Origin of the sequence: Paracoccus sp. KR1-242 (assembly GCF_049446195.1) — a bacterium.
Lineage (GTDB): Bacteria > Pseudomonadota > Alphaproteobacteria > Rhodobacterales > Rhodobacteraceae > Paracoccus > Paracoccus broussonetiae.
Map to the genome: position 1 here is coordinate 670,619 of NZ_JBMSED010000001.1, position 24,132 is coordinate 694,750.

29 protein-coding genes are annotated in these 24,132 nt (G+C 66.9%); 21 read left to right on the plus strand and 8 right to left on the minus strand.

Annotated elements, in window-relative coordinates; translation table 11 throughout:
* The first annotated feature begins 65 nt into the window (after nt 1-65).
* From ACO2Q4_RS03310 to ACO2Q4_RS03335, 6 genes are all read left to right on the plus strand, one after another.
* A complete protein-coding gene (locus tag ACO2Q4_RS03310) occupies nt 66-461 on the plus strand; it encodes a cytidine deaminase (protein WP_311760058.1) in 396 nt (131 codons plus the stop codon).
* Nucleotides 458-1,741, plus strand: coding sequence for a thymidine phosphorylase (locus tag ACO2Q4_RS03315; RefSeq protein WP_423317240.1), 1,284 nt, complete (start codon nt 458-460; stop codon nt 1,739-1,741). Before ACO2Q4_RS03310 ends, ACO2Q4_RS03315 begins: the two co-directional genes overlap by 4 nt.
* On the plus strand, nt 1,738-2,931 hold the full coding sequence (locus ACO2Q4_RS03320) for a phosphopentomutase (RefSeq protein ID WP_423317242.1): 1,194 nt from the start codon (nt 1,738-1,740) through the stop codon (nt 2,929-2,931). The genes ACO2Q4_RS03315 and ACO2Q4_RS03320 overlap by 4 nt, the downstream gene beginning before the upstream one ends.
* Nucleotides 2,928-3,896 (plus strand): adenosine deaminase, encoded by a 969-nt coding sequence (locus tag ACO2Q4_RS03325; protein ID WP_423317244.1) that lies wholly within the window; start codon nt 2,928-2,930, stop codon nt 3,894-3,896. The genes ACO2Q4_RS03320 and ACO2Q4_RS03325 overlap by 4 nt, the downstream gene beginning before the upstream one ends.
* Entirely contained in the window at nt 3,893-4,528 is a 636-nt protein-coding gene (upp, locus tag ACO2Q4_RS03330) for a uracil phosphoribosyltransferase (RefSeq protein ID WP_311760054.1), read from the plus strand. The genes ACO2Q4_RS03325 and upp overlap by 4 nt, the downstream gene beginning before the upstream one ends.
* Before the next feature lie 96 nt (nt 4,529-4,624).
* Entirely contained in the window at nt 4,625-5,593 is a 969-nt protein-coding gene (locus ACO2Q4_RS03335; protein ID WP_423317246.1) for an SPOR domain-containing protein, read from the plus strand.
* Between the two features lie 9 nt (nt 5,594-5,602).
* Here ACO2Q4_RS03335 and ACO2Q4_RS03340 read toward each other — a convergent pair whose 3' ends face one another.
* The 3 genes from ACO2Q4_RS03340 to ACO2Q4_RS03350 form a co-directional block, all read right to left on the minus strand.
* On the minus strand, nt 5,603-6,622 hold the full coding sequence (locus ACO2Q4_RS03340) for a hypothetical protein (protein WP_423317248.1): 1,020 nt from the start codon (nt 6,620-6,622) through the stop codon (nt 5,603-5,605).
* A 208-nt stretch (nt 6,623-6,830) separates the two neighbouring features.
* A complete protein-coding gene (gene rpoH, locus ACO2Q4_RS03345) occupies nt 6,831-7,736 on the minus strand; it encodes an RNA polymerase sigma factor RpoH (protein ID WP_311760051.1) in 906 nt (301 codons plus the stop codon).
* A 45-nt stretch (nt 7,737-7,781) separates the two neighbouring features.
* The gene (locus tag ACO2Q4_RS03350; RefSeq protein WP_423317251.1) at nt 7,782-8,840 is read right to left on the minus strand and encodes a pseudouridine synthase; all 1,059 of its coding nucleotides are present in this window, start codon (nt 8,838-8,840) and stop codon (nt 7,782-7,784) included.
* Between ACO2Q4_RS03350 and ACO2Q4_RS03355 the strand changes: the two genes are divergently transcribed.
* The gene (locus tag ACO2Q4_RS03355) at nt 8,839-9,153 is read left to right on the plus strand and encodes a DUF6476 family protein (protein WP_311760049.1); all 315 of its coding nucleotides are present in this window, start codon (nt 8,839-8,841) and stop codon (nt 9,151-9,153) included. The two genes, ACO2Q4_RS03350 and ACO2Q4_RS03355, sit on opposite strands and share 2 nt — an antisense overlap.
* Here ACO2Q4_RS03355 and ACO2Q4_RS03360 read toward each other — a convergent pair.
* Nucleotides 9,129-9,395 (minus strand): accessory factor UbiK family protein, encoded by a 267-nt coding sequence (locus tag ACO2Q4_RS03360; RefSeq protein WP_311760048.1) that lies wholly within the window; start codon nt 9,393-9,395, stop codon nt 9,129-9,131. The two genes, ACO2Q4_RS03355 and ACO2Q4_RS03360, sit on opposite strands and share 25 nt — an antisense overlap.
* Before the next feature lie 122 nt (nt 9,396-9,517).
* Between ACO2Q4_RS03360 and lgt the strand changes: the two genes are divergently transcribed.
* The 5 genes from lgt (at nt 9,518) to ACO2Q4_RS03385 (ending at nt 14,107) form a co-directional block, all read left to right on the plus strand.
* Nucleotides 9,518-10,408 carry a prolipoprotein diacylglyceryl transferase gene (gene lgt / locus ACO2Q4_RS03365; protein ID WP_423317253.1) on the plus strand — a complete coding sequence of 297 codons (891 nt, stop codon included), beginning with the start codon at nt 9,518-9,520 and terminating at the stop codon, nt 10,406-10,408.
* Entirely contained in the window at nt 10,405-11,463 is a 1,059-nt protein-coding gene (locus tag ACO2Q4_RS03370; protein ID WP_423317255.1) for a class I SAM-dependent methyltransferase, read from the plus strand. The genes lgt and ACO2Q4_RS03370 overlap by 4 nt, the downstream gene beginning before the upstream one ends.
* Nucleotides 11,447-12,211 carry a peptidoglycan editing factor PgeF gene (pgeF, locus tag ACO2Q4_RS03375; protein WP_395135051.1) on the plus strand — a complete coding sequence of 255 codons (765 nt, stop codon included), beginning with the start codon at nt 11,447-11,449 and terminating at the stop codon, nt 12,209-12,211. Before ACO2Q4_RS03370 ends, pgeF begins: the two co-directional genes overlap by 17 nt.
* 73 nt (nt 12,212-12,284) lie before the next feature.
* A complete protein-coding gene (locus ACO2Q4_RS03380) occupies nt 12,285-13,103 on the plus strand; it encodes a hypothetical protein (protein WP_423317258.1) in 819 nt (272 codons plus the stop codon).
* The gene (locus ACO2Q4_RS03385) at nt 13,100-14,107 is read left to right on the plus strand and encodes a hypothetical protein (RefSeq protein ID WP_423317260.1); all 1,008 of its coding nucleotides are present in this window, start codon (nt 13,100-13,102) and stop codon (nt 14,105-14,107) included. Before ACO2Q4_RS03380 ends, ACO2Q4_RS03385 begins: the two co-directional genes overlap by 4 nt.
* Here ACO2Q4_RS03385 and ACO2Q4_RS03390 read toward each other — a convergent pair.
* On the minus strand, nt 14,104-14,604 hold the full coding sequence (locus tag ACO2Q4_RS03390) for an Lrp/AsnC family transcriptional regulator (RefSeq protein WP_311760042.1): 501 nt from the start codon (nt 14,602-14,604) through the stop codon (nt 14,104-14,106). The two genes, ACO2Q4_RS03385 and ACO2Q4_RS03390, sit on opposite strands and share 4 nt — an antisense overlap.
* A 164-nt stretch (nt 14,605-14,768) precedes the next feature.
* Between ACO2Q4_RS03390 and trxB the strand changes: the two genes are divergently transcribed.
* The 5 genes from trxB (at nt 14,769) to ACO2Q4_RS03415 (ending at nt 19,752) form a co-directional block, all read left to right on the plus strand.
* A complete protein-coding gene (gene trxB, locus ACO2Q4_RS03395) occupies nt 14,769-15,788 on the plus strand; it encodes a thioredoxin-disulfide reductase (RefSeq protein WP_311760041.1) in 1,020 nt (339 codons plus the stop codon).
* 66 nt (nt 15,789-15,854) lie between these two features.
* Complete coding sequence (locus ACO2Q4_RS03400) at nt 15,855-17,564, plus strand: bifunctional sulfate adenylyltransferase/adenylylsulfate kinase (protein WP_423317263.1); 1,710 nt, start codon at nt 15,855-15,857, stop codon at nt 17,562-17,564.
* Between the two features lie 90 nt (nt 17,565-17,654).
* Nucleotides 17,655-18,434: a hypothetical protein gene (locus ACO2Q4_RS03405; RefSeq protein ID WP_311760039.1), complete on the plus strand. Its 780-nt coding sequence runs from the start codon at nt 17,655-17,657 to the stop codon at nt 18,432-18,434.
* Nucleotides 18,431-19,240 carry a glycosyltransferase family 2 protein gene (locus ACO2Q4_RS03410; protein ID WP_423317265.1) on the plus strand — a complete coding sequence of 270 codons (810 nt, stop codon included), beginning with the start codon at nt 18,431-18,433 and terminating at the stop codon, nt 19,238-19,240. The genes ACO2Q4_RS03405 and ACO2Q4_RS03410 overlap by 4 nt, the downstream gene beginning before the upstream one ends.
* Before the next feature lie 80 nt (nt 19,241-19,320).
* Nucleotides 19,321-19,752 (plus strand): hypothetical protein, encoded by a 432-nt coding sequence (locus ACO2Q4_RS03415; protein WP_395135058.1) that lies wholly within the window; start codon nt 19,321-19,323, stop codon nt 19,750-19,752.
* Between the two features lie 51 nt (nt 19,753-19,803).
* Here ACO2Q4_RS03415 and ACO2Q4_RS03420 read toward each other — a convergent pair whose 3' ends face one another.
* Both ACO2Q4_RS03420 and ACO2Q4_RS03425 read right to left on the minus strand, forming a co-directional pair.
* Nucleotides 19,804-20,040, minus strand: a complete 237-nt coding sequence (locus ACO2Q4_RS03420) for a DUF1150 family protein (RefSeq protein ID WP_423317267.1) — start codon at nt 20,038-20,040, stop codon at nt 19,804-19,806.
* A 13-nt stretch (nt 20,041-20,053) separates the two neighbouring features.
* Complete coding sequence (locus ACO2Q4_RS03425) at nt 20,054-20,464, minus strand: Hsp20 family protein (RefSeq protein WP_311760035.1); 411 nt, start codon at nt 20,462-20,464, stop codon at nt 20,054-20,056.
* Nucleotides 20,465-20,649: 185 nt separating this feature from the next.
* On the opposite strand from ACO2Q4_RS03425, the gene ACO2Q4_RS03430 reads away from it, so the two are divergent.
* The 3 genes from ACO2Q4_RS03430 to ACO2Q4_RS03440 all read left to right on the plus strand — a co-directional run bounded on the left by ACO2Q4_RS03430 (nt 20,650) and on the right by ACO2Q4_RS03440 (nt 22,464).
* Nucleotides 20,650-20,868, plus strand: coding sequence for a YdcH family protein (locus ACO2Q4_RS03430; RefSeq protein WP_311760034.1), 219 nt, complete (start codon nt 20,650-20,652; stop codon nt 20,866-20,868).
* A 74-nt stretch (nt 20,869-20,942) separates the two neighbouring features.
* Nucleotides 20,943-21,428 carry a 5-(carboxyamino)imidazole ribonucleotide mutase gene (purE, locus tag ACO2Q4_RS03435; protein WP_311760033.1) on the plus strand — a complete coding sequence of 162 codons (486 nt, stop codon included), beginning with the start codon at nt 20,943-20,945 and terminating at the stop codon, nt 21,426-21,428.
* Nucleotides 21,421-22,464, plus strand: a complete 1,044-nt coding sequence (locus ACO2Q4_RS03440; protein WP_395135060.1) for a 5-(carboxyamino)imidazole ribonucleotide synthase — start codon at nt 21,421-21,423, stop codon at nt 22,462-22,464. The genes purE and ACO2Q4_RS03440 overlap by 8 nt, the downstream gene beginning before the upstream one ends.
* Here the strand turns inward: ACO2Q4_RS03440 and cobD are convergent.
* Nucleotides 22,448-23,425, minus strand: coding sequence for a threonine-phosphate decarboxylase CobD (cobD, locus tag ACO2Q4_RS03445; protein WP_423317270.1), 978 nt, complete (start codon nt 23,423-23,425; stop codon nt 22,448-22,450). The two genes, ACO2Q4_RS03440 and cobD, sit on opposite strands and share 17 nt — an antisense overlap.
* Nucleotides 23,426-23,616: 191 nt before the next feature.
* Here cobD and ACO2Q4_RS03450 point away from each other — a divergent pair, with 191 nt between their 5' ends.
* Nucleotides 23,617-24,120 (plus strand): YbjN domain-containing protein, encoded by a 504-nt coding sequence (locus tag ACO2Q4_RS03450; protein ID WP_311760030.1) that lies wholly within the window; start codon nt 23,617-23,619, stop codon nt 24,118-24,120.
* The last annotated feature ends 12 nt before the right edge of the window (nt 24,121-24,132 follow it).

Genomic DNA, 24,132 nt, shown 5'->3' on the forward strand with positions numbered 1-24,132 from the left:
TTGCATCACGATGGGCCCAAGCGCAATGATGGACTGGCAAATGACGGCGATGTGAAAGGTGGGCCATGACGCTTCTTGATGCGGCACGCGACGTGCGCGAACGTGCATATGCACCCTATTCCCGCTTCAAGGTGGGCGCGGCGGTGCGTGGCGTTTCGGGCCAGATCTATCGCGGCTGCAATGTCGAGAACGTGGCCTATCCCGAAGGCACCTGCGCCGAGGCAGGGGCGATCGCGCTGATGGTGGCAAGTGGCGAGACCGAGTTGATCGAGGTCGCGGTGATCGCCGACAGCCCCAGCCCGATCCCGCCCTGCGGCGGCTGTCGCCAGAAGCTGGCCGAGTTCGGCAAGCCCGATACGCCGGTGCTGCTGGCCACGACCTCGGGGCGGACGCTGGCCACCACGATCGGCGAACTGCTGCCCGGCCGCTTCGACATGTCGCACATGTCGGGCATCGAATGAGCCCAGCCGATCCGCGCCCGGTCATTGCGGGCGTCCGCGACGGGCGTGGACTGGATGAGGCCGGGGCGGCGCTGATCGCCACCGGGCTGGCCGACGGCTCGGTCAGCGATGCGCAGGCGGGCGCCTTTGCGATGGCCGTCCTGCTTTCCGGGCTGGACGAGAACGGGCGGGTCGCGCTGACTCGCGCCATGCGCGATTCGGGCCATGTCCTGCGCTGGGATCTGCCCGGTCCGGTGGTCGACAAGCATTCGACCGGGGGCATCGGCGATACCGTCAGCCTGGTCCTTGCACCCGTTGTCGCGGCTTGCGGGGCCTTTGTCCCGATGATCTCGGGACGGGGGCTGGGCCATACCGGCGGCACCCTGGACAAGCTTGAGGCGATCCCCGGTTTCCGCAGCGCGCTGCCCGAAAATGAGTTTCGCCAGATCGTGGCCGCGCAGGGCTGTGCGATCGTCGCTGCGGGCAAGGATCTGGCTCCGGCGGATGCGCGGCTTTACGCGATCCGCGACGAAAGCGCGACGGTGGGCTCGATCGACCTGATTACCGCCTCGATCCTGTCGAAGAAGCTGGCGGCGGGGCTTGATGCGCTGGTTCTGGACGTGAAACAGGGCACAGGAGCCTTCCTGCGGTCGCCGGAGGCGGCATTGCAGTTGGCGCGCGCGCTGGTCGACACCGCGAACGGGGCCGGTTGCCGCACGCGCGCCTTTGTAACGGACATGGACCAGCCATTGGCGCGCGCCGCGGGCAATGCGCTGGAACTGTACGAGGCGATTGCCGTCCTGAAGGGTGCCGGAGGCGCGCTGGCCGAACTGTCGCTGGCGCTGGCGGAGGCGTGCCTGTCGGTCGTGCACCTTGACGGGGCCGGGCATGCGCTGGCCTCGGGCACTGCGGCCGAACGCTTCGCGCGCATGGTCGTTGCGCAGGGCGGACCTGCCGACCTGCTGGAGCGCCCCGAGGCATATTTGCCCCCTGCGCCTGTCATCCGTCCCATTCCCGCGCGCGGCCGCGTCGCCGCCATCGACACCGAGGCGCTGGGCCATGCCGTCGTCGCGTTGGGCGGCGGGCGGCTTCATGCTGGGGACCGGATCGATCCGCGGGTCGGCCTTGCAGCTCTGCTGCGCATCGGCGAAGAGGCTGGCCCGGACCAACCGCTGGGCTTTGTCCATGCGGCGACCGAGGCCGCGGCCGAGGCCGCCGTCGCCACTGTTCAGGCGGCCTATCTGATGGGCGACGGTCCGGCGCCCGGTCCCCTGATCCGATGCGAGGTTCTGCCCGAATGACCGACCCGACCCAAGGCCGTGCCTTTCTGATCGTGATGGATTCCGTCGGCATCGGCGGCGCGCCGGACGCCGCGGGCTTCTTCAACGGCGATGTCCCGGACAGCGGCGCGAATACGCTGGCCCATATCGCCCGGACGCGCCCGCTTGCCATGCCGCATCTTGATGCGCTGGGGCTTGGGGCGGCGCTGCGCCTGGCCAGCGGACAGGGCGCCCCGGGTCTGGGGGCTGCGCCACAGGGGCTTTGGGGTGCCGCGAACGAAGTGTCGCCGGGCAAGGACACTCCTTCGGGCCATTGGGAGCTGGCAGGCGTGCCGGTGCCCTGGGACTGGCACTACTTCCCCGATACGCGTCCCAGTTTTCCCGCCGACCTGTCGCGGCGCATCGCCGCTGCCGCCGGAACCGGGGGCATCCTTGGCGATGAGCACGCGTCGGGGACCGAAATCATCGCCCGCCTGGGCGATGAGCATCTGCGGACGGGCTGGCCGATCTGCTATACCTCGGCTGACAGCGTATTGCAGATCGCCGCGCATGAAGAGGCCTTCGGACTGGAGCGGCTTTACCGTCTTTGCGTCGAGGTCGCGGCGATGGTTCATCCGATGCGCGTGGGCCGGGTCATTGCGCGGCCCTTTGTTGGCGGCCCCGGCAGCTTTGCCCGCACCCCGAACCGGCGCGATTATGCCATCGCGCCGCCGGGTGACACGCTGCTTGACGCCGCGATGCGGGCGGGGCGCGCGACCCATTCGGTGGGCAAGATCGGCGACATCTTCTCGCATCGCGGGATCGGGGCCGAGCACAAGGGCAAGTCGGATTCCGATCTTGCCGCACAGCTGCTGACGCTGGCCGAGACAGCCGAGCCGGGCAGCCTGACCTTTGCCAATTTCGTCGAGTTCGACAGCCTTTACGGTCATCGCCGCGATATCGAGGGGTATGCCCGTGCGCTGGAATGGTTCGACGGCGTCGCCGGGCAGGTGATGGCCCGCCTGCGGCCGGGCGACCTTGCGATTTTCACCGCCGATCACGGCAATGATCCCAGCTGGACCGGGACGGATCACACCCGCGAACGGGTGCCGGTGCTGGGCTGGGGCCTTGGCCCACGCGCGATCGGGCAGGTGGGTTTTGTCGATGTCGCGGCCTCCATTGCCACGCATCTTGGCCTTCAACCGGTCGGGCCGGGAAAGTCATTCCTATGAAAACCATGAAGAAGATCGAACTGCACCTGCATCTGGAAGGTGCGGCTCCACCGGGGTTCATCCGCGGTCTTGCGGCCGAGAAAAGGCAGGATCTGGGCGGTCTTTTCGATGATCGCGGCGCCTATGCCTATCGCAGCTTTGCCGAGTTCCTGCGTGTCTATGAGGCGGCGACCGGCGTACTTTCCGGCCCTGCCGATTACGCCCGGCTGCTGTCCGCGGTGCTGTCGGAATGTGGCGAGCAGGGGGCGATCTATGTCGAGCTGTTCATTTCCCCCGACTTCTGCGGCGGAGGTGATCTGTCGGCCTGGCGCGATCACGTCGCCGCAATGGAGGAGGTCGCGCGCGCCTATGCGTTGAGCGGGGTGGAAAGCCGGGCCGTCGCGACCTGCATCCGCCACTATGGCCCGGACCGTGCCAGGCGGTCGGCGATCTGCGCCGCGGAAACCGCGGGGACGTGGGTCAGCGGTCTTGGCCTTGCGGGCGCCGAGGATTCCGGCCACCCCTCAGATTTCGCCTGGGCCTTCGATTGTGCCCGAGAGGCGGGACTGGGCCTGACCGTTCACGCTGGCGAATGGCGCGGCCCCGAATCTATCCGCGGTGCGCTGGACCTTGGGGCGACGCGGATCGGCCACGGTATCCGCACCATCGAGGACGCGACCCTGGTCCGCGACCTTGCCGATCGCGGCGTGACGCTGGAGGTTTGCCCCGGCTCGAACGTTGCGCTGGGCGTGGTGGCGGACTGGAAAAGCCATCCCATCGCCCGGCTTGCCGATGCCGGGGTGCGCGTCACCGTCTCGACCGATGACCCACCGTTCTTCCACACGACGCTCTCGCGTGAATACGAGATGCTTGCAGAGACCTTCGGCTGGGCCGAAACAGAGTTCAGACAGATGAACCTGTGGGCCGCCGAGGCGGCCTTCTGCGACCCCGAAACCAGGGACCGCCTGAAAAAGGAGCTTACATGAGCCAGCCCCACCTGACCGTCGTCGACCATCCGTTGGTCCAGCACAAGCTGACGCTGATGCGGGACAAGACGACTTCGACCGCCAGCTTCCGTCGTCTTCTGCGCGAGATCAGCCTGCTTCTGGCCTATGAGGTCACGCGCGAGCTGGAGATGACGACCACCACCATCGAAACCCCCCTGACCTCGATGGAGGCACCTCTGCTGGAGGGCAAGAAGCTTGCGTTGATTTCGATCCTGCGGGCGGGGAACGGTCTGCTGGACGGCATCCTTGAACTGGTCCCCGCCGCGCGCGTCGGCTTCATCGGCCTTTACCGCGACCCCGAGACGCTTCAGCCCGTCGAGTATTACTGCAAGGTGCCGAAGGAGCTGGATTCGCGCATGACCATCGTCGTCGATCCCATGCTGGCGACGGGAAACTCTTCGGTTGCGGCCATCGACATGCTGAAGAAGCAGGGTGCCAAGAATATTCGGTTTTTGTGCCTGCTTGCCTCGCCCGAGGGCGTCCAGCGGATGCGCGAGGCCCATCCCGACGTGCCGGTCGTCACCGCCTCGCTTGACGAACGGCTGGACGATCACGGCTATATCGTCCCTGGTCTTGGCGATGCGGGCGACCGCATGTTCGGGACGAAATAGCGCCGCGTTAACCCGCGCTTCAGTCCTTGCACCCTATCACCCGATGCGGGAACCGGCAGCGCCCGGCCCGAATCGGGAATGGACGCGGGGACGGGCATGGGACGAAGGCTGCTTTCGGTGCTGATCTGGGCGGTCCTGTCATGGCCCGCGTCGGCCGCGGACCTGCGCCCGGCAGAAGAGCCCCCCGCCGATTTCGCCGGACGGCAATATGTCGACAGCCGTGGTTGCGTGTTTCTGCAGGATCAGGGGGGGCGCTGGCAGGCCAGGCTGGCGCGGGACGGCAGCGCGGTCTGCGGCTTTACCCCGACATCCTCGATCCGCGGCGCGAACGGGCAGGCCCGCCTGAGGGCGCTGGACCCCGATGCCGGGAAAAGCCGCGCGCAGCTGATTGAGCAGGCGATCACTGACGCAGTCATTCCGAACCTGAGGCCGGGAGAATTGGCCAGCGATCCGCGCCCACCCGAGGAACTGCCCGACATGGGACCGGAACCGATGGCGAGTGCTGCGCTGGATACGTTGCGCGCCTCGGTTCGTGCGGCGCCCGCGCTGCGCGAGGCGATGGGGCGCGACCTGCAACCCAACCGTCGGCTGTGTCGCCTGCTGGGCTATGACGGACAGCCGTCGGCCGCCGGGGGCGGGGCCGATCCGACGTCGGGCTATTGCGGTGCAGCCCCGGCCTCAACACTGTCGCGGCTGGCCTTTGTGCGGCCGGTGGCGGTGGCCAGCGCGCCTGCCGCGCCCGAAATCAAGGTGGCGACCCCGGCAAAGGCCGTCGCGCGCAAGGTCGCGTTGCCTGCTCGCGGGGCGCAGATGCCCCGCGCTGCCCGGATCGGGCTGATTCCGGCATCGGCTCGTTATGTCCGGCTGGGAAGTTTTGCCGCTGGGGCCGAGGCCCAGCAGGTCGCGCGCCGCGTTTCGGATCTTGGCTACCCCGTGCAGCGCGTGAGGTCCGATCCTGCGGGGCAAGCGGTTCTGCTGGCGGGACCCTTCGACACGCGCGAAGCGATCGTGCGCGCCCTTGACCGGCTCCGCCGGAACGGGTTCGGGCAGGCGGTCCCGCGCTGACGGCCGCGCCTACTGGTCGCAGATTTCCTGCAAGGCAACCCAGTCGCGCCCACTCAGCACCTGCTTTGGCTGGGCGGTGCGGAAGGGGTCGGCCTCGATCAGTCCCAGCACCGCCTCTCCGGTCGGATCGAGCGAGCGGGCATAGGGTTCACTGGAAACCGAGGCGCGGGCGAAGAAGCCCAGCACGGTTTCATCCTCGGCCCGTGGCGGAGGATTCGAAAGCAGCCTTTCGCCATAGCCCGCCAGCGCGGATTCCGGCAACGTGCCCTTGGTCAGCAATTCGAAAGTGGCCCGCGTCCCTGCATAGCGCAGCGCGGCGAGCAGGGGATCGTCCGAGGAAGCGGCGGCCTGTGCGGCCAGCACATGGCCCGCGACGATCTCGGGCGCGGCGGACTCTCCCGTGATCAGGTCTTGCCCGATGATGGTGAGCGGGCCGGGCAGGCGGCGCGCGCCCTTCAGCGCCGTGGGCAGCACGGCAATGTCGGCATCCGGCCCGATCAGGCGCGCTGCCAGGCGGTGGCGGGCCATGTCCCCGGACGGACGCGAACAGGTGCCGCCCGCGGATTTCTCGATGTCGGACAGGATGGCGCGGCCGATCTCGGCCCGTTGGGCGGGCGGCGCGATATCGGCGGCATGGCGCAAAAGCGCAGGGGGAACCCAGAAGACCGCGCCCACGACCATCGCCCCCAAAGCCAGCAGCACCATCCATCCCCGCAGCCAGGCCGAGGGCGGGCGGTTAGCCTCGATGACGTGGTGGACCTTCTCGATCGCTGCGATCATCAGGGGATCGTCCAGCTCGACCATTTCGGCATCGTTGGGGCCGGGGGCATAGCGCGCGGGGGACTGACCGGGGTTGAGCCGCATCACCGCGGGCAGCGACCAGTGCGAGACCGGCACCTCGGTGCGAAGATCGGTCAGGACAAGAGTGGCGTCCCCCAGCGAAGCGATGATCTCGCGTGGCGAGGCGCCGGGCTTTTCCCGCCAGGTTCCTGCGGCTTCTAGCCGTTGATATTGGTTTAGCGCCGTCATGCTTGCGCCACGGGCTCCCGCTGCACGTGGCCGAGCATATCCCGCCGCCCTTGCCGGTCAACCAAGCAGCTGCGCGCCTCTCGGGGAATTGTCGCAAGCGGGGGGATGCAAAGACGGTTGCCGCCGCGCCCGGGATGGGCGCGACGTCGACGGGCGGGGTTGCCCGCAGGTTCCATGCCGACGTGACGGGACAAATCCGGGTTCCGTCTCAGCCCTTTTCGGGAACCGTGATCCCGCGGGCGCGGGCCAGTTCGCGAATGCGGTTCTGCAGCTTTTCGAAAGCCCGGACCTCGATCTGGCGGATGCGTTCACGCGAAACATCGTAGCGCGTCGAAAGATCTTCCAGCGTCATCGGATCGTCGCGCAGGCGACGCTCCATCAGGATGTCCTTTTCGCGATCGTTCAGGACATCCATCGCGGCGATCAGCATCTGGCGTCGGGCCGACAGCTCATCCGCCTCGGCGAAGGCTTCGGCCTGGTTCGCGGAATCGTCTTCAAGCCAGTCCTGCCATTGCGCGGCGGAATCACCCTCGCCACTGCCGACCTGCGCATTCAGCGACGCATCGCCGCCCGACAGGCGGCGGTTCATGTCGATGACTTCCTGCTCGGACACGTTCAGATCATGCGCGATCTGGGCCACGTTCTCCGGGCGCAGGTCGCCTTCCTCCAGCGCACCCAGCTTGGACTTGGCCTTGCGCAGGTTGAAGAACAGTTTCTTCTGCGCCGAGGTCGTGCCCATCTTCACCAAGGACCAGGACCGCAGGATATATTCCTGGATCGAGGCGCGAATCCACCACATCGCATAGGTCGCCAGCCGGAAACCCCGTTCCGGGTCGAAGCGCTTGACCGCCTGCATCAGGCCGACATTGGCCTCGGAGATGACTTCAGCCTGAGGCAGGCCATAGCCGCGATAGCCCATGGCGATCTTGGCGGCCAGACGCAGGTGGCTGGTCACAAGCCGTTGGGCGGCCTCGGGGTCTTCGTGGTCGACCCAGGCCTTGGCCAGCATGTATTCCTCTTCCGGCTCCAGCAGGGGAAACTTGCGGATCTCCTGCAGATAGCGGTTCAGCCCCTGTTCGGGGCTGGGGGCGGGAAGGTTCGCTAAATTGGCCATCTCAAAATCCCTGTCCCGCAACTGGGCGGGTAATTGAAAACTCGATCATGACGCCCCCGGTTCCGCGAGGGAAGGGCCTTCGGCGCGGCGGGTCCGCAAACGGTCCAGCAGTTCCGCCATGTCGGCGGGCAGTGCGCTGGCAAAGTTCATCCTGTCACCGGTCGCGGGATGTTCGAACCCCAGCTCGGCCGCATGCAGGGCCTGGCGCGGGAAGGCCGCAATCGCGGCCGCGGCATCCGCCCCCAGTGCCTTGGCCGAGGGCTTTCGCGCTCCACCATAGACCGGGTCGCCGACCAGACCCAGACCGGCATGGGCCATATGCACGCGGATTTGATGCGTGCGCCCGGTTTCCAGCTGACATTCCACCAGCATGGCGGCCGGTGGGTGGCCATAGCTTTCCAGAAGCCGCGCCCGCGTGACCGCGTGCCGCCCCCGGTCAAAGCTGACCGCCTGGCGCTGCCGGTCCGAAGGATGGCGGCCCAGAAGCGTGGTGATCCGCAGGACGCCGCCCGCCTCGAAGGCCAGGCCCTTCAGCCCGCGCAGCCGGGGGTCGGCGGCGTCGATCAGCCCATGCGCAATCGCAAGATAGCGGCGATGCGCGGAGTGGTCGGCGAACTGGCGGGCAAGGCCCTGATGCGCGCGATCTGTCTTGGCGACGACAAGCAGGCCCGAGGTCTCCTTGTCGATGCGGTGGACGATCCCCGGTCGCGCCGCGCCGCCGATCCCGGACAGGCTGTCGGCGCAATGCGCCAGCAATGCGTTGACCAGCGTGCCGCTGGGCGTGCCCGGAGCCGGATGCACGACCATGCCGGCGGGCTTGTCGACGACGATCAGGTCATCGTCCTCATAGGCGATGTTCAGCGGGATAGACTCGGGCAGGGCTTCCAGCGGCTCGGGCTCGCCGATGGCGATGCGATAGGTGCCCGGCTCGGGGCGGGCCTTGCCGTCGCTTACCGGGCCCAGGGGGCCGCTGACCGCGCCGTCGGCGATCAGTTTCGCAAGGCGCGAGCGTGACAGTGCCGCCTGCTCTGGCGCGAGGCTGACAAGGGCCTTATCAAGTCGATCTGACAGTCCTTCGGGGACGTGGATTAGGATTTCTGGCATGGGACGGGATGATAGGGCGGAACCGGGGGCCGAGGAAGCGCTGCCGATGCTGCGCTGGCTGCGAATCCTCGTGACCTCGCTGGCCGCGGTGATGGGGATCGGCGTTCTGGCGATCGCGGCGCTGCTGTGGCTGCGGCTGTCCGAAGCGCCGCTGCCCCAACTGCCCGAGCAGATCACGCTGCCGAGGGGAGAGACGCCCGCCGCCATCACATTCGCCCGCCACTGGGTGGTGGTGGTGACGGAAACGGGCCAGATCCTGCTTTACGACCAGCAGGGAAGGCTGAAGGATCAGGCCTCGGTTCCGGCGCCCTGAGCGCCCTTGCCGTCCAGCGCATCCAGTCTGGCACGCAGCTCGGCATTCTCGGCGCGGGCCTTGATCGCCATCTCGCGCACGGCCTCGAATTCTTCGCGGGTCACGAAGTCGCGCTCGGCCAGCCAGCGGTCGATCCAGCTGTTGAACGCGGTCTGTGCCTCGTCCTTGGCGCCTTGTGCGACTCCCATGGCATTGGTCATCAATTTCGAGAGATCATCGAATAAACGGTTGTTCGCGGTCATGGCGGGCCTTTCGTATAGATGTTGCCGCCTATATGGCCCCGGCAGGGCCGCGGTTCAATCGGGGCGCGCATGTTGACACACCCGCCCCTGCCGCTAGCCTGCCCCCGGCTGATGAGGACCCCATGATCCCCTTTCCCGACATTTCGCCCGAAATCTTCACCATTCATCTGTTCGGCCTGTCCCTGTCGCTGCGCTGGTATGCGCTGGCCTATCTGGTCGGGCTGATCCTGGGCTGGCGGATCATCGTCGGGCTGATGCGGCGTCCGGCGCTGTGGGGAGACTCCGCCCCCATGCGCCCCGAACAGGTCGAGGAATTGCTGTCCTGGGTCGTGGTCGGCGTGGTCGCGGGCGGGCGGCTGGGGTTCGTCCTGTTCTATGAGCCGGCCTATTACCTGTCCAATCCCGGGCAGATCCTGCAGCTTTGGAATGGCGGCATGTCGTTTCACGGCGGCTTCCTGGGGGTCGTCCTCGTCTCGTGGATCTATTGTCGGCGTCACGGCATCGCGCCCCTGCGGCTGTCAGATGCGATGGCGGTTGCCGCCCCGATCGGGCTGGGGCTGGGGCGGCTGGCGAATTTCATCAATGCCGAGCTATGGGGCCGGCCGACCGACCTGCCCTGGGGCGTGATTTTTCCGGGCGCCGCGGCGCAGGATTGCCCCGGCATCACCGGCCTTTGCGCCCGCCACCCCAGCCAGCTTTACGAAGCCGCGCTTGAAGGCGTGCTGCTGGCGCTGGTCCTGTTCCTGCTGGTCCGTCGCGGCGGCCTGCGCCGGCCGGGCCTGGCGCTTGGCACCTTCGTCATGGGATATGGCCTGTCGCGCTTCGTGGTCGAGTTCTTCCGCCAGGCCGATGCCCAGTTCATCACCCCCGACAACCCGCTGGGCCATGTTCTTGGCGGCGCGGTCTGGGGGCTCAGCATGGGCCAGCTTCTGTCGTTGCCGATGGTGCTGATCGGTCTGGCCTTCGTCATTCACGCGCGGCGTCGTCCCGCGATCGGGCAGGCCCTCGCATGACATCGCTGGCGCGGTTGATCGCGTCGCGCATCCGTCTGTCGGGGCCGTTGCGGCTGGATGAATACATGCAGCTTTGCCTGCTTCATCCTCAGCACGGCTATTACGCGACCCGCGATCCCTTTGGCCGCGCGGGCGACTTCATCACCGCGCCCGAGATCAGCCAGATGTTCGGCGAGATGATCGGCCTGGCGCTGGCGCAGACCTGGCTGGACCAGGGCCGCCCCGCGCCCTTCACCCTGGCCGAGATCGGGCCGGGTCGTGGCACGCTGATGGCCGACATCCTGCGCGCGATCCGCATCGTGCCCGGCATGGCCGAGGCCGCGCAGGTCACGCTGGTCGAAGCTTCGGCCCATCTGCGGGGCGTGCAGCGCGCGCGGCTGGGCGACATCGTCCATGCCGGCACCGCGGCAGAACTGCCCGAGCAGCCACTGTTTCTGGTCGCGAACGAATTCTTCGACGCCTTGCCCATCCGGCAGTTCCAGCGCATGCCCGAAGGCTGGGCCGAGCGGATCGTGGCGCTGGACCCGCAGGGACGTCTGACCCTTGGTCTTGCCGCGCCAGAGCCCGGCCCCGACGCGCCATTGGGAGAGGTCCGGGAAACCTGCCCCTCGGCGCTGCCGGTCATCGCCGAGATCTCGGGTCGCATCGCGCGGCATGGCGGGGCGGCGATCCTGATCGACTATGGCAACTGGAACGGGCGCGGTGACACCTTCCAGGCGCTGCGCCAGCACGCGCCGGAAGACCCGCTTGCCAATCCCGGAGAGGCGGACCTGACCGCGCATGTCGACTTCCTGCCACTTGCCCATGCGGCGCGGGCAGAAGGGGCGCAGGTGTCGCGGATGATCCCGCAGGGACCGTGGCTGGAACGGCTGGATATCGGCACGCGCGCCGCGCGGCTTGCGGCGGCCGGGGATGCCGGGGCAGGGGCCGCGCTTCATCGCTTGACCGCGCCCGGCGAAATGGGCCAGCTATTCAAGGTGCTGGCGCTTTGGTCGCCGACGGCCCCGGCGCCACCCGGCTTCGACCCCCTGGAGACCCATGCAGACAACGCTTGAGATCCTGACCCATCCGCTGCTCGAACCCGTTCGGCACGGCTTCTTCACGCGCCGTGGCGGCGCATCCTCGGGCCTGTTCGCCGGTCTGAACTGCGGCTACGGCTCCAGCGATCAGGCCGAGATGGTGTCGATCAACCGGGGCCGGGCCGCGGACGCGATGGGCGTCGCGCCGACCCGGCTTGCCACGGTCCATCAGGTGCATTCGGCCGAGGTGGCGACGCTGCGCGCAGGCGACGATCCGCTTTCATTCGCCAAGATCCGTGCCGACGGGCTTGTCACGAACCAACCCGGCGTCGCGCTGGCGGTGCTGACGGCGGACTGCCAGCCGGTGTTGCTGGCCGATCCTCAGGCCGGGGTCATCGGCGCGGTCCATGCCGGCTGGCGCGGCGCGCTGGCCGGGGTGCTTGAGGCAGCGGTGGGCGCAATGGCCGATCTGGGCGCGACCCGCATCCGCGCGGTCATCGGGCCCTGCATCAGCCAGCGCCATTACGAGGTCGGGGACGAGTTCATGGACGAGGTTCTGGCCGAGGACCCGGATCATCATCGCTTTTTCTCGGGCGGTCCGAACGGGCGCCCGATGTTCGACCTGCCCTCATTCGGGCTGGCGCGGCTGCGCGAAGCCGGGGTCGAGGCAGAGTGGAGCGGGCATTGCACCTATGCCGATCCGGATCGCTTCTATTCCTATCGCCGCAGCACGCACCTGCACGAGGCGGATTACGGGCGGTTGATCTCGGTCATCACGCTGTGACCCGGCGCGGGGCTGCGCCGGTCGTGCGATACCGGAGGCAGGCCCCCGGATCGCCGTCGGATGCATCCGCGACATGCGCGACCGGCGACCGCGCCGCACGGACATGACCCAGCATTCCAGCAATGTCGCCGGAGCGGTGGCAGAGATCGCGCGGGCGGTGATGGTTCTGCTGGTGCCGCTGGCGCTGTGGCGACTGGCCTTTCCGCTGACGGAATGGGCGGCGCTGGCGCTGCTGCCGCTGGCCGTGGCGATCTGGATGGGCATCTATCGTCCGCTTCGCGATCGACGCCGGGCCGAGCTTGCGGTCGTCATCCTGCCCGGTGCGCGACTTGGGCGCTGGTTGACCGGACGCATGGGCGCGCGTCTGAACGCGACCCTTGCCACCCTCGTCAGCCTGCCCGTGCTGGCGTGGCAGGCGTTGGCTGCCCCGGCGCCGGTGCTGGGGCTGCTGGGTGCGGTCTGTCTGCTGGCGGGGTTGCTTTCGATGGGCGTGACAGGGGTTCTGGGACGGGGCCTCAGCCCGCCCTATGCCCGTCTGGCGGGACATCGGATCGCATGCGCCACCGCCGCGCTGATGGCGCTTGCGCCTCTGGTCTGGATCAACTGGGCGGTGATCCCGGTCCATCACGACATCACCAGTCTTGGCCTCAGCGAGGCGATGGCTGCGACGCTGGATGCGCTGCCGGGGCGTGAAAGCTGGCCGCGCGAGGTGATGGGCGCATTCGCCGCGCTGGATGCGGGCAAGCTGTGGCTGGCCGCGCAATATCGGGATGCCGTCTGGGTCGGGCTGCTTTTCAGTCTTGATGCCGCGCTGGTCGTGTTCGTGACCGCCCGCGCGATGGTCGCGGTGCAGGACTTCACCCGCCACGCCGTCGAGCAGGTCCCGGCATGAAGCGCAGCCTGTTCCAGCGCAGCTTCTGGATTGCCATCCTGCTGATGGCGGCGGCGGTCATCGGCCTGTCGGTGCTGGCCATGCTGCGCGATCATCCTGTGGTCAGCCGCAACCCGCCGCCGGCCGCACCCCAGACGCGCGAGATCCCGGAAAGCCAGCTTGGACAGATGATCCGCAAGGCGGGGGATGCCGCCTTCCAAGCGCAGGAACAGCGCGTTGATGGTCTGCTGGCGGCGGCCTATGGCCCGGTCTATGCCGCGATCCCGGCCTATGCCGATTTTCACTACAGCGTGCTTGGCGAATACAGCGAGCTTGGCACCGCGGCGCTTGGCCGCATGAGCGAGGGGATGGAGGCGCGGCTGTTCCCCGAGCTTGCACCTGCGCTGGTCAAGGTTGCGCAGGATCTGGACCGGGGGTTCATGGACAATTTCCGCGCCAGTCTTGACCGGCAGGTCGGCGAGGAACTGGCCGGTTCCGGCGCATCTGTCGGACCGGGAGAGGTGACGCGCCACATCCAGCGGGACGCAATCGCCCGGATCGGCGTCACCGCGCCGGTCGCCGTGACGATGACACTGGCCGCGCAGCCCGCCGTCAAGGCAGCGGCGGGATTGATGGCAAAGAAGCTGGCGACGAAGATCGCGGGCAAGGCTGCCGCCAAGGGTGCGGTCAAGGCCACGGGCGTCGGCAGCGGTGCGGCGGGGGGTGCCGCGATCTGTTCCCCCGGTGGACCGGTCGCCAGCATCCTTTGCGGTGCGGGCGCGGCCGCCGTGATCTGGTTCGGCACAGACGCCGCCATCGTCAATCTGGACGAATACTTCAACCGCGAGGAATTCGAGGCCGAATTGCACGCGATGATCGACGACAACCGGGCCGAGGCGCGCCATCACCTGCTGGGCGCGCTTGAGACTCGCCGCGTCGCGACCGAGGATTTTACCTTTCGCGGCGCGGCGGAAGGTGCGGGGCAGGAGGCGGCCGGATCAGTCCCGCGCGACGGGGGGAATTAGCCGACTGCGGCCGCGCGGCGTTCGACCACGTCGAAGGGCACGCCGGGTTCGTCCTTGGCGCAGCGGATGACCAGGCTTGTCTTGACCGAGGCGACGTTCGGGGCAGCGGTCAGGCTTTCGGTCAGAAACCGCTGGAAGCTGGGCAGGTCGGGCGCGACGCATTTCAGGATGAAGTCGATCTCGCCGTTCAGCATGTGGCATTCGCGGACCAGCGGCCATTCGCGGGCCAGCGCCTCGAAGGCGGAAAGATCGCGCTCGGACTGGCTGACCAGCCGGACCATGGCGAAGACCTGCACCTCGAACCCCAGTTCGCGCGCGTCGATATCGGCGTGATAGCCGCGGATATAGCCCATCTCTTCCAGCGCGCGAACACGGCGCAGGCAGGGCGGGGCCGAGATGCCGACCCGTCGCGCAAGTTCGACGTTGGTCATGCGCCCGTCGGCCTGAAGCTCCGCAAGGATTTTTCGGTCGATCTCGTCAAGTCGGGCGCCGCTCATACTTTTCCTCTTGGCCTGCCTGTGGGCCTTTTTCATGCCGGAAGCTATCTTGCCAGGCACTTCCGCGCAACATTCTTTCCGCCGCCTTGCGGCGCTGGGGCGCGCATTGCATGAGGCAGCGGGGGTGATTACCTAGGGCGCGAAACGCAAAAGGTCCAGTTGCCATGTCCCACGCCCCCGCAGATTCCGCCACCCCGACGCTTCCGTCCCACAGCCGCGTCCTGATCGTTGGATCGGGGCCGGCGGGTTATACAGCCGCCGTCTATGCCTCGCGCGCAATGCTGGAGCCGGTGCTGATCCAGGGGATGCAGCCGGGCGGGCAGTTGACCATCACCACCGAGGTCGAGAACTGGCCGGGCGAGACCGAGATTCAGGGCCCCGACCTGATGGTCAAGATGGAGGCCCATGCCCGCGCGATGGGCGCGCGCATCTTCATCGACACGGTAACGAAGCTGGACCTGCAGGTGCGGCCTTTCGTCGCCCATCTGGATTCGGGCGCGAAGATCACGGCGGACGCGGTCATCCTGGCGACCGGCGCGCAAGCCCGCTGGTTGGGTCTGGACAGCGAGGAGAAGTTCAAGGGCTTCGGGGTCTCGGCCTGTGCCACTTGCGACGGCTTCTTCTATCGCAACCGCGAAGTGGCGGTGATCGGCGGCGGCAACACCGCAGTCGAGGAGGCGCTGTTCCTGACCAACTTCGCCAGCCGCGTCACCCTGGTTCATCGCCGCGACAGCCTGCGAGCCGAGAAGATCCTGCAAGAACGCCTGTTCAAGCATCCCAAGGTCCGCGTGATCTGGGATCATGAGCTGGTCGAGGTCCAGGGCGACAGCGACCCGCTGGGCGTGACCGGCATCCGCCTGCGCCATGTCGGCAATGGCGCCGAGCAGGTGGTCGCGGCGGATGGCGTCTTTATCGCGATCGGCCATGCACCGTCCTCGGAACTGGTGCAGGGGCAGCTTGAGTTGCATCACGGCGGCTACGTCAAGGTCGAGGCGGGCAGCACGCGCACCTCGATTCCCGGGGTCTTCGCTGCGGGCGACCTGACCGACCACATCTATCGTCAGGCCGTGACCAGCGCGGGCATGGGCTGCATGGCGGCGCTGGACGCCGAGCGCTGGCTGGCCGAGCATCACATGGCCGGTGCACCCAATCCCGACACGGCGGAAATCCCCGCCGAGGCCTGAGGCCGGGGTTGCGCGGGAAAAGCCCGGCGGCATAGCCTGAGCTTTTCCCCGAGGCCCGAGCCCAAGATGACCCAGCCGAACCATGCGCCCGTCCCCGAGCTTTACGTCAGCCCGGAGGCGGCCGAGTCCCTGAAGCACGAGGCGGGCAAGCTGCCCTCGTGGGATCTGACGCTGCGACAGGTCTGCGATCTGGAACTGCTGATGAATGGCGGATTCCTGCCCCTCAGGGGCTTTCTGACGCAGGCGGATTACGACAGTGTGGTCAGTGACATGCGGCTGGCCTCGGGCCTGCTGTGGCCGATGCCGGTGACGCTGGACGTCTCGCAGGACTTCGCGGACCGGATCGAGCCGGGCGATGACATCGCGCTGCGCGATGCCGAGGGGGTGGTGCTGGCGATCCTGTCGGTGACGGACAAGTGGACGCCCGACAAGTCGCTTGAGGCGCGAATGGTCTATGGCGCCGATGATCCCGCACACCCGGCCGTGCATTACCTGCACCACGTTGCCGGGCCGGTCTATCTGGGCGGGCGGGTCAAGGGTCTGCAGGAGCCAACCCATTACGATTTCCGGGGGCATCGGAACACGCCGAACGAGTTGCGCGCCCATTTCCGCAAGCTGGGATGGCGGCGGGTGGTCGCGTTCCAGACCCGGAACCCGCTGCATCGCGCGCATCAGGAACTGACCTTTCGCGCCGCGCGCGAGGCGCAGGCGAACCTGCTGATCCATCCCGTCGTCGGCATGACGAAGCCCGGCGATGTCGATCACTTCACCCGCGTGCGGTGTTACGAGGCGGTGCTGGACAAGTATCCGCATGCCACCACGCATCTGTCGCTTCTGAACCTTGCGATGCGCATGGGCGGCCCGCGCGAGGCGGTCTGGCACGGCATCATCCGCCGCAACCACGGCCTGACCCACATGATCGTCGGCCGCGACCATGCCGGGCCCGGCAAGAACAGCCAGGGCCAGGATTTCTATGGCGCCTATGACGCGCAGGAACTGTTCCGCCGCCACCAGGACGAAATCGGCATTGAGATGGTCGACTTCAAGCAGATGGTCTATGTCCAGGATCGCGCGCAATACGAACCCGCCAACGAGGTCGAAGAGGGCGCGGTCGTTCTGGACATCTCCGGAACCGAGCTGCGCCGCCGCCTGCGCGAGGGGCTGGACATCCCGGAATGGTTCTCTTTCCCCGAGGTGGTCACGCAGCTTCGTCGCACCTCGCCCGCGCGGAACCGGCAGGGCTTCACCGTCTTCTTCACCGGCTTTTCCGGTTCGGGGAAGTCGACCATCGCCAACGCGCTGATGGTCAAGCTGATGGAGATCGGGGGCCGTCCCGTCACGCTGCTGGACGGGGATGTGGTGCGCAAGCACCTGTCGAGCGAGCTTGGCTTTTCCAAGGAACATCGCGACATCAACATCCGCCGCATCGGCTATGTCGCCTCCGAGATCACCAAGAATGGCGGCATCGCCATCTGTGCGCCGATCGCGCCTTATGCCGCGACCCGTCGGGCCGTGCGCGACATGATCGAGGTCAGCGGGGCTTTCGTCGAGGTCCATGTCGCGACCAGCCTTGAGGAATGCGAGCGGCGCGACCGCAAGGGGCTTTACAAGCTGGCGCGCCAAGGGCGGATCACGGAATTCACCGGCATATCGGACCCCTACGAGATTCCCGCCAACCCCGAGCTGCGGGTCGAGACCGAAGGGTTCGATGTCGATTACGCTGCCCAACAAGTTCTGCTGAAGCTTGAGCAGATGGGTCTGATCGGGCTGGAATAAACCGGTCGTGACGCCACGCGGGGTCTTGCCGGCGTTGACCGGCGCGGCCCCTTCGCCTATCGCGGGACAGGCTGAACCAGAGGATTGCAGATGACCGAGCCTGTCCTGATCCTGACCATGAAATGGGGCACGATTTACGGCGCAGACGACGTGAACCGCCTGTTCCGGCAGGTCCGCCGCCATCTGGACCGGCCGCATCGCTTCATCTGCTTCACCGACGACGCCACTGGCATCGACCCCGGTGTCGAGGCGTTGCCGCTGCCCGAACTGGGACTGCCCAAGGGGCATGGAGACACGCGCTGGCGCAAGCTGGCGCTGTTCCGCCACGACCTGGGCGGCTTCACCGGAATGACGGCGCTGTTTCTGGATCTCGATCTGGTCGTGGTCGATGACTTGTCACCGTTTTTCGATCTGCCCGGCGAATTCTTCATCATCCGCGACGACGACCTGTTCCGGTCGAAGCCGCTGCGCAAGATCAATCCGGAACGGGACCGCTTCCTGAACTCGGTCGGCAACTCCTCGGTGTTTCGCTACGTGGTGGGTGCGCATTCCTATATCCTCGACGCTTACCTCGCCGATCCCGAGGCCGCGACGCAGGATTACGAGATCAGCCAGCAATTCCAGAGCGCCCAACTGGCACTGCATGGGCACTTGCACTACTGGCCGCAAGGCTGGTGCGTCAGCTTCAAGAACGACTGCGTGCCCCGCAATCTGCTGAGCTATTTCGGCGATCCGAAACTGCCCGAGGGCGCGCGGATCGTCCTGTTCGCCGGCGCGCCGAAGATGGAGGACGTCTTTGGCGGGCGCGGCAGTACCTGGTATCGCCGGATCGGCAGAATCGACTGGCTGCGCACGGCGTGGCAGGGATGATCGCCGACGCGTTCCGGCGCTGGAAGCAGGGCCGCCGCATCGCCCGCGCCGAGGCAGAGATTGCCGCCCGCGCAGTGGTGCCCCGGCCGCATGGACTGGAAGCACCGCTGGTCGTCAGCCTGACCAGCTATGCCGCGCGCTTCGCCTCGTTGCCGCTGGTGCTGCGTTCGCTGACGCGCCAGACGGTGCGGCCGGACCGGGTGATCCTGTGGCTGGACAAATGCGACGAACAGGCGCTGCCGCCCGAGGCCCGGGGGCTGGGTGTCGAGGTCCTGACCTGCCCGGACATGCGATCCTACAAGAAAATCGTGCCGACGCTGGCCGAAGCGCCGGGCGCCTATGTCGTGACGGCCGATGACGATGTCTATTACGGTCCAGACTGGCTGGAGGGGCTGGTCCGTCATGCGGGGCAGGGCGTCGTCTGCCATCGTGCGCATCGCGTCTCGCTGGCCCCCGACGGGCAACCACGCAGCTATGGCGACTGGCAAAGGAATATCTCTGCCCCCGACCGCTCAGCCTTGATCTTTCCGACGGGGGTGGGGGGCGTGCTTTACGCGCCGGGCGTGTTTCACCCCGATGTCGCGCGCGTCGATCTGTTTCAGGAGCTTGCGCCCTCGGCCGATGATGTCTGGCTTTACTGGATGCACCGGCTGGCCGGCTCACAACCCGCCAAGGTCGGTGGACGTTTTCGCATCACGGAATGGCCGGGCTCTCAGGCCCAGAACCTGCGCGGGCAGAATCTGGCCGGCGACGGCAATGACCGGGCCGTGCGAGCGATGATCGGCCGATACGGTTTTCCGGGCTGAAACTTCCTTGGCTGTCAATTGACGCAAACGTGATCCTTTGCAATCCTGTGTGTTCATCACGCTGATTTCTGGGGCACATCATGCTTTCAATGAATCTGACTGGGAAATTTTCGAAGCACTCGTATACCGGCATGGGTCTTGCCCTGCTGTCCTGCGCCATGCTGGCGGCCTGCGCCACGACCGAGGAAAAGACCGAGGCGAACCCCGACCATCTGGTCGTCAACGTCGCTGACGGAAACCTGACCGGTTCGTTCAATCCTGCGGGCTTCGATGACGAGGTGGTGAAACAGGCGCTTGCAGCCAATTGCGTTGGCGGAAAGGTCGCGACCTATTCCTCGACCCCCGCTGACGATGGCCTGACCAGCTTTACCGCGACCTGCGACGGTGGGACGAAACAGGCGACCGGCACCTTTACCTATCAGCGCGCCTCGACCGCGCCGGCGGCTGATACCGCCGCCGCCGCTCCGTCGGGCAGCTCGTCGGGTGGTTCGTCCGGCGGGGGCAGCTACTAAGGGCATGCCCTTGGCACCGCCGCTTCGGGTGAAGCGGCGGTGCATTCCCGTTCAGTGGACGCTGACCGGGGTCAATTCGTTCTGGCGGGCCAGCATGAAGGCCATGCTGCGGTCTTTCACCAGCGCCAAGCGTTCGCCATCGGCACCGTGGACCGCGTAAAGCGCATCCGCATCCGGTACCTGCTTGCGGACGTCGTCGGGCAGCGTGTCAAGCTCGACCCGGCGGATATAGACCAGATTGCCCGAAGGCTCCGAGGCTTCCGGTCCGAATTCAAATTTCTCGTTCATCTGCGATCCCCTTTCATTTGCGGCTGATCGGAATGGTCTGCACGATGCTGTCGGGCACCGAACGGCACAGGTCGACGTTCAGCAACCCGTTCTCAAGCCCGGCCGAGACGACCTCGACCCCGTCGGCCAGAACGAAGCTGCGCTGGAACGCGCGGGCGGCGATGCCACGGTGCAGAAAGACGCGGCCTTCGTCCGGTTCGGCCTGTCGGCCCCGAATCACCAGCTGCCGATCCTCGAGCGTGATCGAGAGATCGTCATCCGAGAACCCGGCTACGGCCAGGGTGATGCGGAACCCGTTCGGGCTCAGGTGTTCGATGTTATAGGGCGGATAGCCCTCGGCCCCCTTGGCGGCCCGTTCGGCCAGGCGCTCCAACTGGTCGAACCCCAGCAGGAACGGATGTGTGGCCAGACTGATCTTGGTCATTTCCCCAAGCCCTTTGCATCAAAGCGACTGTCGGCCGGACCCCGGTATGGCGATCCGGCTGATCCAATATGTGGGCGGCATCGGCACGGCGCAAGGGCGGGGCGCCATTCACGATCAATGCGCTGCCCCATTAACAGTGCGGATTCGGTGGGTTATAAGAAGGGCAGTCCAGCCCGAGGCCCGACATGAACGCCCACCACGAAATGTCCCACGAGGAGATCGCGCGCACCCGCCTTGAGGTGCTCAAGCGCGAACACCGGGACCTGGACGCCGCCATTGATGCGCTGTCGAGCCAAAGCCTGACCCATTCCCTGACGTTGCAGCGTCTGAAGAAGCAGAAACTGTCGCTGAAGGACCGCATCGCCCGGCTGGAAGATGAACTGACCCCCGATATCATCGCCTGAAGACCGGGCGCGATTGCATCGCTGCTCCGCCCGCGCTAGGGCGGGGGCAACAGGTGCGAACAGGGGGCTTTGCGTTGGAGAAACCCGTCGGAATCATCATGGGCAGCCAGTCGGACTGGCCCACCATGCGCGAGGCTGCCGCCATTCTGGACGAATTGGGGATTGAGTATGAGGCCCGGATCGTCAGCGCGCATCGCACGCCCGACCGCCTTTGGGATTATGGCAAGACCGCCGTTTCGCGCGGCCTGAAGGTCATCATCGCGGGGGCGGGCGGGGCGGCCCATCTGCCCGGCATGATGGCGTCCAAGACGCGGGTGCCGGTGATCGGCGTCCCGGTCCAGACGAAGGCGCTGTCCGGCGTCGATTCGCTCTACTCGATCCTGCAGATGCCCAAGGGCTATCCGGTGGCGACCATGGCGATCGGCGCGGCGGGCGCGGCCAATGCCGGACTGATGGCGGCGGGGATCCTTGCGATCACCGATCCCGCTCTGGCCGCGCGGCTTGATGCCTGGCGCCAGGCCCTGTCCGATTCCATTCCCGAGGAGCCGAAGGATGACTGAACTGAAACCGGGCGCGACGATCGGCATCCTGGGCGGCGGACAATTGGGGCGGATGCTGTCCGTTGCGGCCAGCCGGCTGGGTTATCGCACCCATATCTATGAACCGGGTGCGGCCCCGGCGGGTGATGTGGCGCATCGCGTGACGAATGCGCCCTATGAGGACGAGGCCGCTCTGAGGGCCTTTGCCGGTTCGGTGGACGTCATCACCTATGAATTCGAGAACGTGCCGACGGCGGCGCTGGATCTGCTGGAATCGATCCGTCCGATCCGCCCGAACCGCCGCGCATTGGCCGTGTCGCAGGATCGGCTGACGGAAAAGGACTTCCTGACCGGTATCGGCCTGACCACCGCGCCCTATCGCAATGTCGAGACCGAGGCCGATCTGCCCGCCGCGCTGGCCGAACTGGGTGCGCCCGCGATCCTCAAGACGCGGCGCATGGGCTATGACGGCAAGGGGCAGATCCGGTTCAAGGATGCGGACAGCCGCGACTGGACCGGTGCACCCTCGGTCCTGGAAGGCTTTGTCGATTTCTCGGCCGAGATCAGCGTGATCGTTGCGCGCGGCGCGGATGGACAGGTCGCGGCCTTCGATCCCGGCCTGAACGTCCATCGCGAGGGCATCCTGCGCACGACAACCGTGCCCAGCGGATTGCCGCAGGCGCTGCTGACCGATGCGGTGCTGATGGCGGCGCGGATCGTCAACGCGCTCGATTATGTCGGCGTGATGGGGGTCGAGCTGTTCGTGACGCCGGGCGGCCTGATCGTCAATGAGATCGCGCCGCGGGTCCACAACTCGGGACACTGGACGCAGGCGGGTTGTGCCGTCGACCAGTTCGAGCAGCATATTCGCGCTGTTGCGGGGCTGCCTTTGGGCGACGGCCAGCGCTATGCCGATGTCGAGATGGAAAACCTGATCGGCGAGGACATGGACCGCGTGCCCGAATTGCTGCGCGCGCCGCGTGTGCAGGTTCATCTTTACGGCAAGGGCGAGGCGCGCCCCGGCCGCAAGATGGGCCACGTCAACCGGCTGCTGTAAGCGCCGCGCGAAGCCGGTCGAATTCGTCCCGGTCCGCCGGGATGCCCAGCCGGACCCAATGCGGATGCCAGGGAAAGATCCGGCTCCAGATTCCGGCGCGGGCCAGACGGTCCCGCGCCGATTGCGCATCCGGCGTCCTGTAAAGGCGGAACAGATGGGTGCCGCCCTGGGGCTGCCAGCCCGCGGCACTGACGATCTGGTCAAGGTGCAGGCTGGCCTCGGCCAGCCAGGTCACGGTCGCATCATTCCAGGCATCGTCCATAAGCGCGGCCGTCCCGGCCTGGATCGCGGGACCGGAAACGGACCAGGGTCCGGCCCGCTCGGCCAGTCGGGCCAGCAGGCCCGGTTCCGAGATCGCAAAGCCCAGCCGCAGGCCCGCCAGACCCCAGAATTTGCCGAAGGACCGCAGCACGGTGACATTGGCCGGCCGCACCGCCGCGACCGACAGGTCGGGACGGGCATCGGCGAAGCTTTCATCCACGACCAGATGCCCGACGCGATCCGCGATCCGCGCGATAAGGTCAGGCGTCAGGCTGCGCCCATCGGGATTGTTGGGGTTCACCACCACCGCAAGCTCGCCAGTCAGCGATTCGGGGTCGGTGGTCTCGGCCACGTCCCATCCCGCTGCCCGCAGGCTTGAGGCATGTTCGTTATATGTCGGCGACAGGACCGAGGCCCGGCGACCCGCGATGACATGCGGCAGAAGCTGGATCGCTGCCGAGGCCCCGGCCAGAGGCAGAATCTGGGATTCGGGCGCGCCATAGCGGCGGGCGGCGGCGCGGATCAGCCCAGCCTCGTCGGCGCGGGTCGGCAGCGCAGTCAGGGCGTGGGCCGACATCGCGGGGACCGGCCACGGCCGGCGGTTGATGCCGGTCGACAGATCGATCCAGTCCGCGCCTCCGAAGACCTGTGCGGCGCGATCGATATCGCCACCGTGGTCGCGTGCCGTGCCATCCGTCATGCCCGGTTCTCCTGCCCGCTGCGGGGGGAATGCAATTGCAGCAAAACTGCGGCGTGTAGCATCATTTCCTCTTTACACCCAGATGGAACGGTAACACGATATATTGTAGGCGCGCCCGGAGACAACGCCGGGTGTAGCTGGGGTCCACCAAGGTTGGGGTGGGCTCACCCTACTCTGGAAAGGCAGGGAAAATGGCGCAGCTTGGTGACTTCATTCACAGTGACGAGATCCATCCCATCGACATCGTCGAGACGGTCGCGACCCATCACGAATGGGATTTCGATCGCCTGGCCGAGGACCAGATCGCCATGGCGGTCGAAGGGCAGTGGCGCAACTATTCGATCACGCTGGCATGGTCCCCGCGTGACGAGGTGCTGCGTCTGATCTGCACCTTCGACATGGACCCGCCCAGCGACCGGCTTCCCGCGCTTTACGAGGTGCTGAACCTTGCCAACGATCAGGTCTGGGATGGCGGGTTCACCTTCTGGGTGCCGCAAAAGCTGATGGTCTGGCGTTATGGTCTGGTTCTGTCGGGCGATGCCATCGCGAGCCCCGAGCAGATCGACCAGATGATCCGCAACGCCATCGATTCGGCCGAACGGTTCTATCCCTGCTTCCAACTGGCCTGCTGGGGGGACTCGACACCTGCCGCAGCTATGGACATCGCGATGTCCGAGGCCTACGGACGAGCCTGAGGAGCCGCCCCT